General features: G+C 67.3%; 12 protein-coding genes. 3 read left to right on the top strand and 9 right to left on the bottom strand.

Annotation, left to right across the window (positions count from 1 at the left end; genetic code table 11):
* Positions 1-37 precede the first annotated feature (37 nt).
* Positions 38-4,525 carry a response regulator gene (locus HCU76_RS07780; RefSeq protein WP_218508930.1) on the bottom strand — a complete coding sequence of 1,496 codons (4,488 nt, stop codon included), beginning with the start codon at positions 4,523-4,525 and terminating at the stop codon, positions 38-40.
* 48 nt (positions 4,526-4,573) lie between these two features.
* The gene (locus HCU76_RS07775; RefSeq protein WP_218628250.1) at positions 4,574-5,737 is read right to left on the bottom strand and encodes a two-component system response regulator; all 1,164 of its coding nucleotides are present in this window, start codon (positions 5,735-5,737) and stop codon (positions 4,574-4,576) included.
* Between the two features lie 137 nt (positions 5,738-5,874).
* On the opposite strand from HCU76_RS07775, the gene HCU76_RS07770 reads away from it, so the two are divergent.
* Positions 5,875-6,372: a flavodoxin family protein gene (locus tag HCU76_RS07770; RefSeq protein WP_213956240.1), complete on the top strand. Its 498-nt coding sequence runs from the start codon at positions 5,875-5,877 to the stop codon at positions 6,370-6,372.
* Positions 6,373-6,380: 8 nt separating this feature from the next.
* Positions 6,381-7,640 carry an MFS transporter gene (locus tag HCU76_RS07765; RefSeq protein WP_218508929.1) on the top strand — a complete coding sequence of 420 codons (1,260 nt, stop codon included), beginning with the start codon at positions 6,381-6,383 and terminating at the stop codon, positions 7,638-7,640.
* Between the two features lie 53 nt (positions 7,641-7,693).
* On the opposite strand, the gene HCU76_RS07760 is transcribed toward HCU76_RS07765, so the two are convergent.
* The 7 genes from HCU76_RS07760 to dnaG all read right to left on the bottom strand — a co-directional run bounded on the left by HCU76_RS07760 (position 7,694) and on the right by dnaG (position 16,706).
* Positions 7,694-8,296, bottom strand: coding sequence for a hypothetical protein (locus HCU76_RS07760; RefSeq protein ID WP_213956242.1), 603 nt, complete (start codon positions 8,294-8,296; stop codon positions 7,694-7,696).
* 84 nt (positions 8,297-8,380) lie between these two features.
* Complete coding sequence (locus tag HCU76_RS07755) at positions 8,381-8,785, bottom strand: hypothetical protein (RefSeq protein WP_218508928.1); 405 nt, start codon at positions 8,783-8,785, stop codon at positions 8,381-8,383.
* A 191-nt stretch (positions 8,786-8,976) separates the two neighbouring features.
* Positions 8,977-9,531 (bottom strand): DedA family protein, encoded by a 555-nt coding sequence (locus tag HCU76_RS07750; protein WP_218508927.1) that lies wholly within the window; start codon positions 9,529-9,531, stop codon positions 8,977-8,979.
* 5 nt (positions 9,532-9,536) lie between these two features.
* On the bottom strand, positions 9,537-10,679 hold the full coding sequence (locus HCU76_RS07745; protein WP_213956245.1) for an HPP family protein: 1,143 nt from the start codon (positions 10,677-10,679) through the stop codon (positions 9,537-9,539).
* Between the two features lie 3 nt (positions 10,680-10,682).
* Positions 10,683-11,912, bottom strand: a complete 1,230-nt coding sequence (locus tag HCU76_RS07740) for a multidrug effflux MFS transporter (RefSeq protein ID WP_218508926.1) — start codon at positions 11,910-11,912, stop codon at positions 10,683-10,685.
* Positions 11,913-12,084: 172 nt separating this feature from the next.
* Positions 12,085-14,439, bottom strand: a complete 2,355-nt coding sequence (gene rpoD / locus HCU76_RS07735; protein WP_218508925.1) for an RNA polymerase sigma factor RpoD — start codon at positions 14,437-14,439, stop codon at positions 12,085-12,087.
* Positions 14,440-14,699: 260 nt separating this feature from the next.
* Positions 14,700-16,706, bottom strand: coding sequence for a DNA primase (dnaG, locus tag HCU76_RS07730; protein ID WP_218508924.1), 2,007 nt, complete (start codon positions 16,704-16,706; stop codon positions 14,700-14,702).
* A gap of 70 nt (positions 16,707-16,776) precedes the next feature.
* On the opposite strand from dnaG, the gene HCU76_RS07725 reads away from it, so the two are divergent.
* A complete protein-coding gene (locus HCU76_RS07725) occupies positions 16,777-17,703 on the top strand; it encodes a YihY/virulence factor BrkB family protein (protein ID WP_218508923.1) in 927 nt (308 codons plus the stop codon).
* Positions 17,704-17,775 lie beyond the last annotated feature (72 nt).

The raw sequence follows: 17,775 nt of genomic DNA, 5'->3' as shown, positions 1-17,775 counted from the left end.
TGGCCGACGATGGCAGCCGCACGGTGGACCTGCGCGCTTACGCGGAGCCCGCAGCCTGAGCTGAGGCCCGGGCAGGCCATCCGCTCTCCCAGGCCTCGAGCAAGCCCAGCGCCTCGTCGAAATCGAAGTCGTTGACCTTGCCGCCGACACGGCGCAGCGCGGCCCGGTGCGCCGGGTGCGCGGCCAGGGCCTTCTCGAGTTCGGCGGCAAGCTCCACCGCTGCCGGATCGCTGGCGACCAGCCGCTGCTTCAGCCGCTTGACCAGCGGTGCGAAGCTCCCCAGATCAAGCTCGATCGCCGGCCCCGTCGGCACGGATGCCGCCGCCGAGTCGAGTTGGCGCAGCCCCTCCATCACCGGCGTGAACTCACTCATCACCGCCGCCAGCGGTTCGTGCAGCGCATCGCCCCGAAGGCCCTGCTGGCAGGCGTCTTCGAGCGCAGCCGCGGCTTGGGCCAGCGCTGATGCACCGATATTGCCGGCAGTGCCCCGCAGCGTGTGGGCGACCCGGGCCGGCGCCGCGGCGTCATCGCCCTTCAGCGCCTGCGCAAAAGCCTGCGGAAAAGCTGCCTGCGAGTCGCGGAACTTGACGAGCAGGCGGCGATAGAGATCGGCCTTGCCCTGGCACGTGGCCAGTCCGGCGGCCTGGTCAATGCCCGGCAGCGCCGGCAGCACCGGGCGCGCTTCGGCAGCTTGCGGCGCGACGTGGCCACGGCCCGTCGCCTGTGCCGGTGGCGAGCCCTTTCCCGGGCGAATCCACTTCGCCATCGTCGCGAACATCGCCGCCACGTTCAGCGGCTTGGCAATGTGGTCGTTCATGCCGCTGGCCAACGCCTTGTCGCGATCGCCGACCATCGCGTTGGCCGTCATCGCAAGGATGGGCATGTCGCGGAAGCGGTCCTGCTCGCGCAGCTGGCGCGTGGCCGCGTAGCCGTCGAGCACGGGCATCTGGCAGTCCATCAGCACGCCGTCGAAGGCGGCGTCCTGGGCGAGCAGCGCCAGCGCCTGCGCGCCGTCGCCGGCGATGACCACCTCGATGCCGGCGCCTTCCAGCAGTTCCCGCGCCAGTTCCTGGTTCACGTCGTTGTCCTCCACCAGCAGAACCCGAGCACCGGCCAGTTGCGCCATGGCGCTGTAGCCGGGCGCCGCGTCGGGCGCGCTGCGGCGCTCGGCCCCCTGCGTCTTGCCGAGCGCCTCGCCGATCGCCTCCAGCAGCGTCGACGGCGTGACCGGCTTGTTCAGCACCAGCGGCAGGCTCACGGCGCGCCGATCGGCGGCCTCCTGCGCCTCGTGGCGGGCGAGGGCGGTGACCATGATCACCGCGGGCGGCCGGCCCGCTTGCCCCGGCGCGCCGGCGTGGATGCGCGCCGTGGCCTCGACGCCATCCATGCCTGGCATCTTCCAGTCCATCAACACCAGGTCGTAGGCGCGGTCCGTGCCTTCCGACGCAGCCACCAGCGCGACGGCCTCCTGCCCGCTGCGCGCGACATCCACCTCGAGCCCGAAGCTCCGGGCCATCTCCGACAGGATCTCGCGCGCGCTCGCGTTGTCGTCCACCACCAACGCACGGTGGCCCTGCAACTCGTCAGCCCTGAGCATGTGGCGCACTTGCGATGGCGACAGCGCCTGCAAGCCGAACTGCGCCGTGAAATGGAAAGTCGACCCCCGGCCCGCCTCGCTCTCGACCCAGATGCGCCCGCTCATCATCTCGACGATGTTCTTGGAGATGGTCAGGCCCAGCCCGGTGCCGCCGTAGCGGCGTGTGATCGAGCCGTCCGCCTGGCTGAAGGGCTGGAACATGCGTGTCATCTGCTCCGGCGTCATGCCGATGCCGGTGTCGCGCACCCGGAAGCGGAGCGCCACGCGGTCGTCGTGCAACTCCTGCACCTGGACGCCGACGACGATCTCGCCCGCATCGGTGAACTTGACGGCGTTGTTGCCCAGGTTGATGAGCACCTGGCCGAGCCGCAGCCGGTCGCCGACCAGCGCGGTGGGCAAGCCGGCCGGCGTGCTGAACAGCAGCTCCAGGCCCTTGCCCTCGGCCTTCAGGCTCACCATGCTGGCGAAGTCGTCGAGCACCTCCTCGAGCCGGAACGGCGCCTCTTCCAGGCTCATCTTGCCGGCCTCGATCTTCGAGAAATCCAGGATGTCGTTGATGATGCCCAGCAGGCTCTCGGCGGCGCGGTTCACCTTCTCGATGTAGTTGCGCTGGCGCGCGTCCAGCCCGGTCTTCAATGCGAGGTGGCTCATGCCGATGATGGCGTTCATCGGCGTGCGGATCTCGTGGCTCATGTTGGCGAGGAAGTCGCTCTTCACGCGCGTGGCCTCCTCGGCAATTTCCAGGGCGCGCTGCGCCTCGGCCTCGGCGGCCTTGCGGTCGGTGATATCGAAGTACCAGTTGCCGGCGATCGTCCGGCCGCCCGCGCGGACCCGGGTCGACGACACCAGCACATGGCGCAAGCTGCCGTCGCGCCGCCTGAAGGTGGCCTCGAAGTCGCGCACGATCTCGTTCGCCCCGACAAGCTCGATGAAGCGGGCCAACTCTTCGGGCTCCGCCCAGAACTTGACGCGATCAGCCCTGTACGTCACACGCTCGACGGGTTCGCCGAACACCTCCGCAAGCTTGTGGTTGGTGAACAGCAGCGCCTCGGTGTCGTCGTCCGCGATCAACAGGCCCGCCGGCGCTTGTTCGATGACCCGGCGGAAGCGCTCCTCCGTGTCGCGCACGGCTTCCTCGATCGCGCGGCGCGCGGTGATGTCTCGCACCGATGCGCACACGCAGACGCCCCTTGCGTCGATGGCCGGCAGTTGCGCGAGACCGATTTCCAGCGTGAAGCGGCTGCCGTCCTTGCGCTGCCCCTGCAGGTCCATCTGCGAGCTGCCCATCTGCCGCGTGAGGCCCTGCGTCATGAAGCCCGCGCGCAGGCCGGGGTGTTGCGCGCGGACGCCGGGTGGCACGAGGATCTCCATCGGCTGGCCGATCAGTTCGCCCTCGGGATAGCCGAAGAGGCGGTGCAGTTCGGGATTCGCGAGCACGATGCGGCCCTTGGCGTCGACGATGAGCATGCCGTCGGGCGCCGCCTCGACGATGCCCTGGTACCAGGCGCGGGTGGCCTGCAGCGAGGCTTGCTGGGCCTGCAGTTCGGCGGCCTGTTCCGCGAGCCGGTCGGCCTGGCCCCGGATCGACGCGGACTGCTCGCGCGTCTGGTCGAGCAGCTCCTGCACGGCCTGGTTGCGCTCGACGATCGTCAGGCTCATCGCCAGCTTGGGCAGCAGGTCGCGCAGCAGTGCGAGTTCCTTTTCTCCCGGTGCGATGCCGCTGATCAGTTCGATCACGCCCAGCAGGCGCGCGCCATGGAAGACCGGCGTGGCGGTGACCCAGCTGTGCGCCAACAGGTCGGAATGCGGATCACTGGACGGACTCTGCTCCACTTCGTCGGGCACCCGGCGCAGCTCACGCGCCTCCTCGGCGCACCGGCCGGCAACCCCTTCGCCGAAGGCGAGGTGGTCGCTCGGCGGTCGGACCGGCACGATCGCATGCGCACCGATCAGTTCCAGTGCGCGCACCGGGGTATCGACGCGGTAGAGGGCGCCCCGCGTGACGTCGAGCAGCGGACCGATGCCGCGCAGGAAGCGCCGGGCCAGTTCGACCGGCGTTTCCGCCTGCTGCAATTCGGCCAGGATCAGCGCCTGGTGGTTCTTGTTCCACCGCTGCTCGTCCAGCTGTTGCAGCTCGGACTGCAACGTGGACACGGCCCGCGCGAGCTCGCCCACGTCGTTGGGCAGGTCGGTATGCGGCACCTGCTGGTGCAGCTGGCCGCGCGCCAGTGCATCGACCGACAGCCGAACGAGCGTATTCGGCCGGCGGATCGACGCCGCGATCATCCATGACCACAGCACCGTCAGTGCCAGACCGCCCAGCAGCAGCCCCAGGGACAGCGTCGCGTTGCGGCCGGCAAACCTGCGAATATCGTCGGCCGCCTGGTCGGCGCCTTGCTCCTTCTCGGCCGCGATCTGTGCGAGCAGGCCTTCTGCCTGCGCGGCCTGGAGCTCGATGGCGTCACCATCGACCAGGCTTCGCGCCTGTTCCGGTGATCCTCTGCGGGATACGGCGATCAGTTCTTCACTGGCGGTTTCCATCTGCGCCAGCAGCGCATTGAACTGTTCCAGCCGCTCGATGTTCTCGCGTCGCGACAGCGTGGGCCGGATCTGCGCGATCGCGGTGTGCAGCTGGTCGCGCCGGACCTCGAAGAGGTTCAGCAGGTCGTCCCGCTGCGCCGGAGTCGCCGCCCACATGGCATTGCGCAGGGTCAGGCGAAGCCACACGAGATGGATCTGTGCCTCCTTGGCGCGCGCCATGCCCACCACTTCCATCGACTGCAGGCGCTGGAAGTCGCGGTTGAAGAGCTGCTGTGTGAGCAGGCTCTGGACGCCCAGCGCGAGCGTCAGCAGCATCACCGACCCGAAGCCGAGCACCAGCTTGCGGCGCAGCGTGAGGCGTTCGAGCAATCGCAGCAGCTTGCGCATGGCTCGCGCTAGGGGCAGGCGCCGGTAGGCGGCAGCGGCGCCATGTCCTCAGGCCGACTCGGCGATGAAGACCAGTGCCTCCATCTTCCGCGCGATGTCCTCGTCGGTGTCGGCGAAGCGCAGGGCGATCTGGCGGAAGTCGTCGGTGCGTGCAAGGAAGGCGTCGACGATGTCGGGGTCGAAGTGCGTGCCCCGGCCTTCCTCGATCAGCTGCACCGCTTCGTCGTGCGACATGCCGTCCTTGTAGACGCCCCGGCTGGTGAGCGTGTCGTAGGCGTCGGCCAGCGCCATGAGCCGCGCGGCGATCGGAATGGCGTCGCCGGCCAGGCCTTCGGGGTAGCCGCTCCCGTCCCACTTTTCCTGGTGGCTGTAGATGATGTCCTTGGCCACGCGCAGGAAGGCCACGTCGGTGCCGAGCTGGCGCTCGGCCTGCTCGATCGCGTCGCGACCCAGCGTGGTGTGGGTCTTCATGATCTCGAATTCCTCCGGGCTCAGCGTGCCCGGCGCGAGCAGGATGCGGTCCGGAATGCCGGCCTTGCCGATGTCGTGCAGCGGCGCCGACTTGAACAGCAGCGCGATCGTTGCATCGTCGAGGAAATGGCCGAAGCGCGGATGCTCGCGCAACTGCTCGGCGAGCACCCTGACGTCATGCTGCGTGCGGCGGATGTGGTTGCCGGTCTCGTTGTCGCGCGCCTCGGCCAGCGAGGCCATCGCCAGGATGGTGACGTCCTGGATCGCCGAGATCTCGCGCGTGCGCCGGGCCACCTCCTGCTCCAGGTAGTCCTTCTGGTCGCGCAGGAAGTCGGCGGCGGCCTTGATCTTCAGTTGCGTATCCACGCGCGCCAGCATCACGGGCGGTCGGATCGGCTTCGTGATGTAGTCGGCCGCGCCTATTTCGAGGCCGAGCGTCTCGTCCTTCTCGGAGGACAGCGCGGTCAGGAAGATGATCGGGATGTCGCGGGTCGTCGGGTCGGCCTTGAGCTGGCGCGCGACATCGTGGCCGGAGAGGCCAGGCATCATCACGTCGAGCAGGATCAGGTCGGGTGGCTCGCCGGCACGCACGATCTTCAGGGCCTTCTCGCCGCTGTTCGCCACCTTGACCGCGTATTGGTCCTTGAGCAGGTTGCTGAGCAGCATCAGGTTGTCCGGCGTGTCGTCGACCACGAGGATGGCCGGTCGACGGGCAATGTCTGGATCGAGATCGAGGCTCAACGCGGCGTCCTTGGTGGGAAAAGTGGTACTTATACGCCGTGATCCGGATTCGCCAAAGTCATTCGCGCGCAAACGTGAGGCTCGGGCCACGGGGGCGTGCAAGCGGGATGCGGCCGTTCGCACTATGCTGGCCGGCCATGACTTCGAAGACGCTGTTGATCGTCTACCACTCCATGACCGGCGGCTCCGAGCAGATGGCCCACGCGGCCGCCCAAGGTGCGCGTGAGGAAAGCGGCGTGCGCGTCCGCCTGCTGCGCGCATCGGAGGCCGGGCCCGAGGATGTGCTGGCCGCCGACGCCTACCTTTTCGCGACGCCGGAGAACCTGGCAGCGATGGCCGGCCTCATGAAGGATTTCTTCGACCGTTGCTACTACGCCGCACTCGACCGCCTCAATGGCCGGCCCTACCTCGCACTGGTCTGCGCCGGCAGTGACGGCCAGAACGCGTTGCGCCAGCTGGAACGCATCGCCACCGGCTGGCGCTTGAAGCAGGTCGCGCCGACGCTCATCGTCTGCACGCATGCGCAGACGCCCGAAGCCATCCTGCGGCCCAAGCAGATCGGCGCCGCCGACCTTGCACAGTGCCGTGAACTCGGCGCCGCACTGTCCGCGGGCCTCGCGCTTGGCGTTTACTGATCCATTGAATGTCTGCCACTCCCAACACCACGCAGCCGCCAGCGCCATCTTTCGCAGCCTTGCGCCATCCCGGCTACCAGGCGCTCGTCGGCACCTACCTGCTGGCCATGATGGCCGACAACGTCGAGCACGTGATCAGCTACTGGATGGCCTTCCAGAAGTTCCAGTCGCCCGCGCTGGGCGGCTTCGCGGTGGTGTCGCACTGGCTGCCCTTCCTGCTGTTCTCCGTGCCGGTGGGTGCGCTGGCCGACCGGGTCGACCCGCGACGGCTGATCCAGTGCGGCATGGCGCTGTTCATGACGGCGTCGGCCGGATGGGCGTACTTCTTCATCACCGACACGCTGCAGATGTGGCATGCGATGGTGCTGCTCATCATCCACGGCTGCGCCGGCGTGCTGTGGCAGGGCGCCACGCAACTGTTGCTGCATGACGTGGTGCCCTCGCGCGACCTGCCGAGCGGCGTGCGCCTGCTCGCGACCGCGCGCTACCTCGGCGTGCTGGTGGGTCCGGCAGTCGGCGGGCTCATCATGCTGACCATCGGGCCGCGCTACGGCCTGCTGCTCAACACCGTGTTCTTCCTGCCGGCCTTTCTCTGGCTGTGGCGTGCGCCGTACGGGCCGCGCTTTCGCAAGGGCGGTGGCGCGCCGCCGCGTGCGGTGCGCGGCCTGGCCGACATCCTCCAGACGATCCGCGAAGTGCGCTCCGATCCATCATTGGGTTCGATGATCCTGCTGGCGGGGCTGGCGTCCTTCTTCGTCGCCAACAGCTACCAGGCCCAGATGCCGGGCTTCGCGCGTGACCTCGGCCACGGCGACCCCGGCACCACCTACAGCATGCTGCTCGCAGCCGACGCCGCCGGTGCATTGTTGGCCGGCCTGCTGATGGAGAGTCGTGGTGGCCTGCTACGCCCGGCGCCTTCGACCGCGCTGGTGCTTTGCATGTGCTGGTGCCTGTCACTTGCAGGCTTTGCGGCGACCGGCTCGTATCCGCTGGCGCTGCTGCTGCTGTTCGCGGCGGGCGTCTTCGAGTTGTCCTTCAGTTCGATGGCGCAGACGCTGGTGCAATTGAACGCCCCGGCCGCGTCGCGTGGTCGCGTGATCGGGCTGTTTAACATGTCGGCGCTGGGGCTGCGCGCGTTTGCAGGCATCACGGTGGGATTGGGCGGCAGCGCGGTCGGCATCCATGCATCGCTGGCGGGCGCGGCGCTGACCCTGCTGGCCATCCTCGCCCTGCTGCGCCTGTGGCTGGCGCGGCGGGCCAGGGCTTGAAAGCAGCGTTCCACGGCATTCGATTCATCGTGAAATGAAGCCCCCCGCGAGGCTCAATCCGCAGTGAAGCGCGTCGCACTCACCGTGCCGGTGATGTGCACGATCAGTGTTGTTTCGTCAGGCGCGTATTGGTCGATCGTGAAGGTGCCCGCGTAGCTGTTCTTCGAGCGGCTGAGCGTCACCGTCTGTTGCATGATCGCCGGGCCAACAAATGCTGCGGGTACCACGGGCGGCGCGGAATCACTGCTGCTGTAGGCGAGCGCAATATGTTTCAGCTTGTAGGTAGAGCCGCCGGTCTGTTCCCATGCCCCCATGCAGACGTCGCCGGTACTCGGCGCACGGCCGCCGGAAATCATGAACTCGGTGCCGTCGCTGTGCCACTGCACCGTCGCGAAATCGACCTGGGTGTGAGCGGCGTCGTCTGCGAAGAAGCTGACTTTCCACATGCCGACGATATTCGTGGCGGAGGGCGGTGGCCTCCTGCCCTCATGCGCCTGCATCGAGGACGGGCTCCAGCTCGGTGGCAGTGACGACGGCCCGGTGTACATGCCACAGCCGGCGGCGGCCTCGCTGGCCGCTGTCGCCCCGGCGATGCCCAGGCCAAGCACGACCAGGTAGCTGCCCATGGAACGCCGCAAGATCGATCTTCCGTTCATGATGAATCCCTTCAGGTGGTTACGTACGGGGCCGCAGGCTTCGTGAGTTCACTGTCCTGCGGCGGAGGGCCGGGCTGCACAGCTTCAGATGCGCAGGAGCAGCCAGACGAATGCGACAGCGCTGGCCACGCTTGCGGCCAGCGTCATCGTCAAATCGGGACCACCTTTGCTCGGCATTCGCGCAGCGGATGGATATTCCTGGTAGGTGAACAGGCCGGAGGAGAACGGGCTGTAGATGGCCTCGCCGCGGGACTCAGGTTCGGCTTGCGACGCTTGCTGGCTGGCGGACAAGAGCTGCACGCCGGCAGTCCCTTCGTCATCCACCGCCGTCGCCACGGGCAGATCGATCTCTGCACCCTGTTCCTTGGCGCGCGATGGAATGCAGGTGACGCTTGCAAGGGCCAGGACGACGGCACCCGTCCAATGAGAAGGCGCTTTCATGCTGGCTCCTTGAAAACAATCCACCGAGGAAGTGCGGTGCACCACCATAGGTCCCTGCCCCCGGATCGCCACGAAGGGGAGACGATGAACTGCCGATCAATCGCCGAGAAAGCGGTCAGGAAGGGACGCGTCTGATCGAGGGATTGCGCTGGGCGGGCCTGCCGGAGCGACAGGACAACCGGCGCGAGCCTGTCCCTACCACGCGACTTGCAGGCTCAGCCAGCGCGCTCTGATGTGACCTACCGCCGAACCCGCCACTGTCGCAGCATCGCCAGGGTCAACGCGATCGCCAGCGTCCCGAAGACGATCACATGCTCGTGATGCTGCACCTTGCTCATCAGCGAATGCACCACGCCTGCGATGTTGACGCCGAACAGTGCGATGACCGTTGCCCACGCCACCGCCGCCACGGCGTCCAGCGCGACGTACGCCGCGACCGGCATCTTGCCCATGCCCAGCGCCGCCGGCATCACCACGCGGAAGCCCCAGGCAAAGCGCATGAGGAAGATCGTCGCGACCGGATGGCGCTCGATGAAGCCTTGCACGCGCGCAAGATGCGCCGCCAGCTTCGGGCGCGTGGCCATCAGTTCGGCGCCCTTGCGCCGGCCCACCTGGAAATAGAACTGGTCCGTGCAGAAGGCTGCCAGTGCGCCGACAGCGATCAAGGGCAGCATCGACAAGTACCCCTGGTGCACCGCATAGGCGCCCAGCATCAGGATCGTCTCCCCCTCGAACATCCCGATGAAGAAGACCGCGTAGTAGCCGTAGTGTTCGAGAAGCTGGTGAGGGTGCATGCGCTTCAGCCTCCAGGGCGCACGGCGCGGTAGAGCGCACGCACGAAGTCGGACTGCGTGATCATGCCCACCAGGCGCTGCCCGCCGTCGATGATCGGTATGTGGTGGTGGCCCGCATCCGAGAACAGCGGCACCAGGTCCAGCGCCGGCCGATCGTCGGTCGCCACGCGCACCTGCTTCGTCATGATCTGCCCCACGACCTCCGCCTTGCTCGACGTCACGCCGGGCGAGGGCCGCAGGAAACTGCGCAGCCGCGCGCCCAGGCCCTGGTGCAGCCGCAGGTCGATGTGCCGGAAGAAGTCGGCCTGCGTGACGATGCCCACCACGCGCCGCGTGCGGTCCGTCACCGGCAGCGCCTTGACGTGCCGCTGCTGCATCACCTGCCAGGCTTCCTGCAGCGAGGTGCCGAACTCCACCGTCATGGGCTCACGCGACATGATGTCGGCGCAGCGCAACTCGCCCATGCGGCGGCGGAAGGACTCGACCTCGGTCTGCTGGATCAGCGACTCGAGGTCGTCGCGACTGATGTCCAGCACCTGGTTGTAGCGGGCCAGCACCGCGTCCACGTCAGCCGAACTGAAGCGCGCATCGGCCGGCGGCGTGGCAGGCGCGGACTGGATGTGCGGATAGCGTCGCCCGGTCAGCGTGTTGTAGGCCACGCCGGCCAGCACCAGCAGCACCGAATTGGCCATCGCCGGAAACAGCGCGAAGGAAAACGACGTGGTGTGCGTCAGCACCACCAGCAAGGCCATCGCGCCGCCGGGCGGATGCAGGCAGCGCAGCGAGAACATGAGCCCGATGGCGAGCGCGGTTGCCAGGGCGCCCGCGAGGGCGGGGTCGGGCAGCAGGTTGGCGCAGGCAATGCCGACCAGCGCCGACACGGTGTTGCCGCCGATGGCCGACCACGGTTGCGCCAACGGACTCGCCGGCACCGCGAACACCAGCACCGCGCTCGCGCCCAGCGGCGCAACCAGCCAGATGGCGCCAAGGTCCGCGAACGCACGACACACCAGTCCTGTGAGCAGAAGGCCCAGCAGGGCGCCAGCCACGGCGCGCAAGCGCTCCTTCGAATCGACACGCGCACGCGCAGGCAGCCACGCGCGCAGCGCGGTGCGAAGCGAGGCCGTGCGCGCTTCAGTCCCCGCCATGGCTCAGGCGGCGACCATCCGGCCGATCTCCGGCCAGCGCCGGTGCAGCCAGAGCCAGGCCACGAGCCCCACACACAGCATCAGCATCGAGGACACCGCCAGCGCCACAGTCGAGTGCATGACGAGCGGCGCGATCACGCCCGCCACGACGCCATTGGCCGTGGAGCCGATCACCGCCTGCAGCGACGAGGCCATGCCGCGACGCTCGGGGTGCAGGTCCAGCACCAGCAGCGTCACGCCCGGCACCATCAGCGCCCAGCCGAAGGCGAAGATGCCGATCGGCCACAGCGCCCACCAGACGTTCGGCGTAAACAGCAGGTTGGCAGCCACGTTGACGATCGAGGTCACGACCATGATCAGGAAGCCGTCGCGGATCTGCCGCTTGGGCGCGACGCGGCCGGCCATCTGCCCGCTGGCGCGCGCGCCGGCCATGATGCCGCCGATGGTCATGAGGAAGAACCAGAAGAACTGCGTCGGCGCCAGCGCCAGGTGGTCGCCCAGGAAGGCCGGCGCCGACAGCACGTAGAGGAACATGCCGTTGAAGGGCACGCCGCTCGCCAGCGCGAGCAGCAGGAAGCGCGGGTCCGAGCACAGGTCCCAGTAGCCGCGCATCAGGTGCCGCACATGGAACGATTGCCGATGGTCCGGGTGCAGCGTCTCGGGCAACAGCTTCCAGTTGGCCACGAACAGCACCACGCCCACGCCGACCAGGAACCAGAAGATGCTGTGCCAGCCCAGGTGCACGAACAGGAAGCCGCCCACGATCGGCGCGATCGCCGGCGCCACGCCGAAATAGATCGTCACCTGCGCCATCACCTTCTGCGCATCCGCCGGCGGGAACATGTCGCGGATCACCGCGCGCGACACCACGATGCCCGCGCCCGTCGAGAGCCCCTGCAGCGTCCGGAACAGCACCAGCTGCCCGATGGTCTGCGACAACGCGCAACCCAGCGACGCCAGCGTGAACACCGCCAGCCCGCCCAGCACCACCGGCCGCCGGCCGAAGCTGTCCGATAGCGCGCCGTGGAACAGGTTCATGAACGCAAAGCCGAACAGGTAGCCCGACAGCGTCTGCTGCATCTCCGCGGGCGTTGCGCCGATGGTGCTCGCGATCCCGGAGAAGGCCGGGATGTAGGTGTCGATCGAGAACGGCCCGAGCATGCCCAGCACGGCCAGCAACACCGCCAGGGCCCAGCGTGGCGCTTTCCAGAGGGTGTCGGCGTTGGGATTCATGGGGGAGGCTATTGTTCAGGAAAAACAAAAAAGCGGACTTCCGGACGCAAAGGTCGCGAAGTTTCCGCGAAGGACGCGAAAGAAGCCAAGAAGAATTTGGCTGTTCTTTCGCGACCTTTGCGTATCTTCGCGTCCTTCGCGGCCGGTCAAGTCCGCTTTCGACGGCGTGCGTTTAGAGCGTATCGATGAACGAGCGCAGCTTGTCCGAACGCGACGGGTGCTTGAGCTTGCGCAGCGCCTTCGCCTCGATCTGGCGGATGCGCTCGCGCGTCACGTCGAACTGCTTGCCGACTTCTTCCAGCGTGTGGTCGGTCGACATCTCGATGCCGAAGCGCATGCGCAGCACCTTGGCTTCGCGCGGCGTCAGCGAGTCGAGGATGTCCTTGACCACGTCGCGCAGGCCCGCCTGCATCGCGGCCTCGATGGGCGCCGTGTTGCTGCTGTCCTCGATGAAGTCGCCCAGGTGCGAATCGTCGTCGTCGCCGATCGGCGTTTCCATGGAGATCGGCTCCTTGGCGATCTTCATGATCTTGCGGATCTTGTCTTCCGGGATCTCCATCTTCGCGGCCAGGATGCCGGCGTCCGGCTCGAAGCCGAATTCCTGCAAATGCTGGCGCGAGATGCGGTTCATCTTGTTGATCGTCTCGATCATGTGCACCGGGATGCGGATGGTGCGTGCCTGGTCGGCGATCGAGCGGGTGATCGCCTGGCGGATCCACCACGTCGCATAGGTCGAGAACTTGTAGCCGCGACGGTATTCGAACTTGTCCACCGCCTTCATCAGGCCGATGTTGCCTTCCTGGATCAGATCGAGGAACTGCAGGCCGCGATTGGTGTACTTCTTGGCGATGGAGATCACGAGGCGCAGGTTGGCCTCGATCATTTCCTTCTTGGCATCGCGCGAGGACGATTCGCCCTCGTTCATGCGCTTGTTGATGTCCTTGAGCTGCGTCAGCGGCACCACCACGCGCGACTGGATGTCGGCCAGCTTCTGCTGCAGTTCCTGCACCGGCGGAATGTTGCGCGCGAGCACGGCGCTCCACGGCTTGCCGGAGGCGGCCTGCTTCTCGACCCATTTCTGGTTCAGCAGGTTGGACGGGACCTTGTGGCCGTGCTTGTCGAGGCCGCTGAAGTCGCGGATGAACTCTTCCTGCGGGAAGCCGCACTTGTCCACGATGATGCGGCGCAGCTCGCGTTCCTTCTTGCGCACGTCGTCGACCTGCGTGCGGACCATGTCGCACAGCTTCTCGATGGTGCGGGCGGTGAAGCGGATGGTCATCAGCTCGTCCGACAGGGCGCGTTGCGCCTTGTCGTAGGCCGGCGTGCCGTAGCCTTCCTTGTCGTAGATCTTGTGGACCTTCTCGAACAGCTCGGCCATGCGGTCGAAGCGCCCCAGCGCGTCGCGCTTGAGTTCTTCGAGCTTCTTGGTCAGGGCCTTGGAGCCGCCGTTGCCGTCGTCGTCGTCTTCCGCGTCGAACTCGTCGAAGTCTTCCTCGGCCACGTAGTCGTCGGCTTCATTGGGGTTGGAGAAGCCGTCGACGATGGTCGAGATGACGACCTTGCCTTCGCGGATCTCATTGCCCAGGCGCAGGATCTCGGCGATGGTGGCGGGCGACGCCGAGATCGCTTCCATCATGGCCATCAGGCCGCCTTCGATGCGCTTGGCGATCTCGATTTCGCCTTCGCGGGTCAGCAGCTCGACCGTGCCCATTTCGCGCATGTACATGCGGACCGGGTCGGTGGTGCGGCCGAATTCGCTGTCCACGGTGGAAAGTGCCGCTTCGGCTTCTTCCTCGGCTTCCTCGACGGTGGTGGCGGTGGGGGCCGTGTTGTTCAGCAGCAGCGTCTCGGCGTCCGGCGTCTGCTCGTACACCGCCACGCCGAGGTCGTTCAGCATCGTGACCACGACTTCCATGGTCTCGGCGTCGACCAGCTTGTCGGGCAAGTGGTCGGAGATTTCGCCCTGCGTCAGGTAGCCGCGCGTCTTGCCTAGCGTGATCAGCGTCTTCAGGCGCTGGCGGCGCTTGGCCATGTCTTCCTCGGAGAGCACGGTCTCGTCGAGGCCGAACTCCTTCATCAAGGCGCGTTCCTTCGCCTTGCTGATCTTCATGCGCAGCGGCTTGACCTTTTCCTCGGTCGAGGCGACGACCGGCTCACCCGCCAGGTCGTCCTCGATGTCCGACATGTCGATGTCGCTCGCCGGCGCGTCGTCCTTCCCCTTCGCCTTGGGCTTGCGGCCGCGCTTGGCGCCGGTGGTGGCGGGGGCGGCATCGCCGGCCGCAGCGGCGGCCTTGGGCGGGCGGCCGACCTTGCGCGGGGCAGCTGCAGCGGCAGGCGCGGCGGCAACGGCGGTGGCGGCTGCGGCAGGTTTCTTGAGTTCAGCGGTGGCGGGCGATTTCGTGGAGGTCACAGGTTTGGCTTTCGTGGCAGTCGGGGCGACGGTCGCCTTGGGGGCGGCAGTGGTCTTCAACGGCTTTGCCGCGACGGGTTTGGTGGCTGACACGGCAGGCTTCTTGGAGCTGGGCATACGACCTCGTGGATCAAGAATGAACAAGCGGAATCACTGAGCCAAACAGGGTTTGGCTGCGCCTACCCGGCGCGGGCATACAGAAACGGAGAGGAATCTCTCCAGACGGCAAGATGTCGGGCGAACATTTGGTGTGCAGTCCTTGCGGTGTATTGACCCTTTTCCCGTTGGGAAGTGCATTGCGCGTGGGGTCGGCCCGGAGGTGCTGCTGTCGCTCTTGCCGTACAGACAGCCTTAGATTATAGCTTGACAACCAGAATTCAAGAGGTATTACGTGCGGGAGAAAGGCGCAATTGCAGCTCGCGTCGGCGTGCCTGCAACGCCCGGTAGCGGTCGATGGCGCCCGGGTCGGTGCCCGCGGCGGCAATGGCCTCCGTTTCCTGGGCCTTGAGGTGGTCGTCGAGGATGTAGTCGAGCACGTTGCGCAGTTCGGCCGCGGCTTCCGCCGCCGCCGGGTCGGCCCCGGCATCGATCGGCGCGCCATCCGGGCCCGTCATGACCTTGTTCGCCAGCGCCTCGAACGGCAGTTCGCGCATGCCTTCGCGCAGCGCGGCCCAGGGCTGCGCACCATGCTCGTGCACCTGGCTGTCGAGCCACGCAAAAAGCTGGCCATGCATGCCCGGCAGGTCGCAGAGGATGCCGTGCATCTCCTGGCTGAGAGCCTCCCAGGCGCTGGTGTTCGACAGCAGCAGGCGGACCGCGACGTCCGAGCGGCCGATGGGCAGGGACCGGCCGCGCGGCGCCGAATCCGCGGCGGACTTGTCTCGGCCCCAGCGGCTGCCTTTTTCCCACTGGCCTTTTTCCCATTTCTTCTTGAAGGGCCGCTTGCCGCCGCCGTCGCCCCCGCCGCTCCCTCCGCTCTCGCCCGGGCCGTAGTCGGGCGACCAGGAAGGCTCCCAGTCGCCATCCGGCATGGGCGGCCCGTCGTCCATCGCTTGCGGCGGCGGCGACCCGCGCCGGGGTGGCGCGGCCGGCTTCCAGAGGTCAGTCAGAGCCTGCGAGCCGAGCTGCACCAGCCCCGCGATCTCTTCCAGCAGTTGCCGCTTCAGGGCGCCGTCGGGCATGGCCGTCCAGAGCGGACGCACATTGCTGGTCATGCGGGCGCGGCCCTCCGCCGTGCCCAGGTCGCAACCGTCGCGCGCCGCGTCGAGCATGAAGCGGCTGAGCGGCGTCGCCTCGCCCACGAACCGGGAAAACGCCTCGGCGCCGTGTTCGCGGATGAAGCTGTCCGGATCGTGCTCCGCCGGCAGGAACAGGAACTTGATGCTGCGCACGTCGGTGGCAAAGGGCAGGGCGCCATCGAGCGCCTTGCGCGCCGCCCGCCGGCCCGCACCATCGCCGTCGAAGCTGAAAACCACCGAATCGGTGAAGCGGAACAGCTTCTGGACATGTTCCGGCGTGCAGGCCGTGCCCAGCGTGGCCACCGCGTTCGGAAAACCCAGTTGCGCCAGCGCCACCACGTCCATGTAGCCCTCCGTGACCAGCACGTAGCCCTTGTCGCGCAGCGCCGCGCGGGCCTCGAACAGGCCGTACAACTCGCGGCCCTTGCTGAACACCGGCGTCTCCGGCGAATTGAGGTACTTGGGCTTCTCGTCGCCGAGCACGCGCCCGCCGAAGCCGATGCACTCGCCCTTGACGTTGCGGATCGGAAACATCACCCGGTCGCGAAAGCGGTCGTAGCGCTTGTCCTCGCCATCCTCGCCGGTGATCACCAACCCGGATTCGGCCAGCAGCGGGTTGTCGTATTCGGGGAAAACGCTCGCGAGCGTGCGCCAGCCGGGCGGGGCATAGCCGATGCCGAATTGCCTGGCCACTTCGCCGGAGACACCGCGGCCTTTCAGGTAGTTGACGGCGGTGTCCGAGTCGCGCAGGTGCTTGCGGTAGGCGTCGCCGGCTTTTTCAAGCACTTCCGTCAGCGTGGCCTGCTTCTGGCGCTGCCCGGCGGCGCGGGCGCGTTCCTCGGGCGAGGCGTCGTCCTCGGGCACCTGCAGGCCATACTGGCCAGCCAGGTCGTGCACCGCCTCGACGAAACCCATGCCCGCATGCTCCATCAGGAAGCCGATGGCGTTGCCATGCACGCCGCAACCGAAGCAGTGATAGAACTGCTTGGTCGGGCTGACGGAGAAAGAGGGCGACTTCTCGCTGTGGAAGGGGCACAGGCCGGAGAAATTCGCGCCGGTCTTCTTCAACTGCACGTAGCGGCCGACGATTTCCACCACGTCGGCGCGCGCGATCAGTTCCTGGATGAAAGAAGCGGGGATGGTCATGTAGGCGGGGAGCGGCAGATGATACGCAAGGCTTCTGGCCTGCGTCCGGCGGCGGCATACTGCACCGACGATGCTGCGCAACCCGCTCGCCAACGCCCCCCCGTTCATGCGCCACCCGCTGCGCTTCGCCTGGGGCGCGCTCAAGGCCTTCAAGGCGAACCAGGGCCTGCTGCTGGCCGGCGCGGTCGCCTACTACGCGCTGCTGTCGATCGTGCCGCTGCTGATCGTCATCGTGATGGCGATGTCGCACTTCATCGGCGAGCATGAATTGCTGGGCACCATCGGGCGCTACCTGGAATGGCTGCTGCCCGGGCAGTCCAGGGCGATCGTGACGGAGTTGTCGAACTTCCTGGACCACCGCGACGTGCTGGGGCCGGTGTTGCTCATCACGATGATCTTCTTCAGTTCGCTGGCATTCACCGTGCTCGAAAGCGCCATGGCGGTGATCTTCCACCACCGCAAGGAGTTGCACCGGCGGCATGCGCTGCTGTCGCTGGTGATGCCGTACCTCTACATCCTGAGCCTGTGCGTCGGGCTGGTGCTGGTGACGCTGGTGGCGGGCGCGCTGCAGCTGATCGGGCAGGAAAGCGTCGAGTTGCTGGGGCGCAACTGGTCCCTCTCCGGCGTCTCGGGGCTGTTGCTGTACCTGCTGGGGCTGGCGGGCGAGATCTTCATGCTGACCTCGCTCTACCTGGTGATGCCGGTCGGGCAGCTGTCATGGCGCCATGCGCTGCTGGGCGGCGTGACGGCGGCGCTGCTGTGGGAGGTAACGCGGCGCGTGCTGATCTGGTACTTCACCAGCCTGTCGCAGGTGAACGTGGTGTATGGATCGCTGACCACGGCCATCGTGGTGCTGCTGAGCCTCGAGATCGCCGCGACGCTGGTGCTGTTCGGGGCGCAGGTGATCGCGGAGTACGAGCGGCTGGAGCGGGCGCATCGCGTGCGGCATGCCAAGCCTGGAAAGGCCGGGCCCTGGCAGCCGCCTGGCCGGCACTGAGGGGTCAAGGTGACAGAGGTTGCGCAAACGATCCGCCGGGCAGCGGCAGATTGCCCTCGGCGCCCTTGCGTC

Source organism: Variovorax sp. dw_308 (assembly GCF_019207085.1).
Lineage (GTDB): Bacteria > Pseudomonadota > Gammaproteobacteria > Burkholderiales > Burkholderiaceae_C > Variovorax.
This window is presented reverse-complemented; position numbering and strand designations above follow the sequence as displayed.

Coding starts and splice junctions, on each gene's coding strand:
- HCU76_RS07780 (WP_218508930.1), bottom strand. CDS start 4,525: ATGCGCAAGCTGCTGCGATTGCTCGAACGCCTCACGCTGCGCCGCAAG.
- HCU76_RS07770 (WP_213956240.1), top strand. CDS start 5,875: ATGACTTCGAAGACGCTGTTGATCGTCTACCACTCCATGACCGGCGGC.
- HCU76_RS07765 (WP_218508929.1), top strand. CDS start 6,381: ATGTCTGCCACTCCCAACACCACGCAGCCGCCAGCGCCATCTTTCGCA.
- HCU76_RS07760 (WP_213956242.1), bottom strand. CDS start 8,296: ATGAACGGAAGATCGATCTTGCGGCGTTCCATGGGCAGCTACCTGGTC.
- HCU76_RS07755 (WP_218508928.1), bottom strand. CDS start 8,785: ATGGTGGTGCACCGCACTTCCTCGGTGGATTGTTTTCAAGGAGCCAGC.
- HCU76_RS07750 (WP_218508927.1), bottom strand. CDS start 9,531: ATGCACCCTCACCAGCTTCTCGAACACTACGGCTACTACGCGGTCTTC.
- HCU76_RS07745 (WP_213956245.1), bottom strand. CDS start 10,679: ATGGCGGGGACTGAAGCGCGCACGGCCTCGCTTCGCACCGCGCTGCGC.
- HCU76_RS07740 (WP_218508926.1), bottom strand. CDS start 11,912: ATGAATCCCAACGCCGACACCCTCTGGAAAGCGCCACGCTGGGCCCTG.
- rpoD (WP_218508925.1), bottom strand. CDS start 14,439: ATGCCCAGCTCCAAGAAGCCTGCCGTGTCAGCCACCAAACCCGTCGCG.
- dnaG (WP_218508924.1), bottom strand. CDS start 16,706: ATGACCATCCCCGCTTCTTTCATCCAGGAACTGATCGCGCGCGCCGAC.
- HCU76_RS07725 (WP_218508923.1), top strand. CDS start 16,777: ATGCTGCGCAACCCGCTCGCCAACGCCCCCCCGTTCATGCGCCACCCG.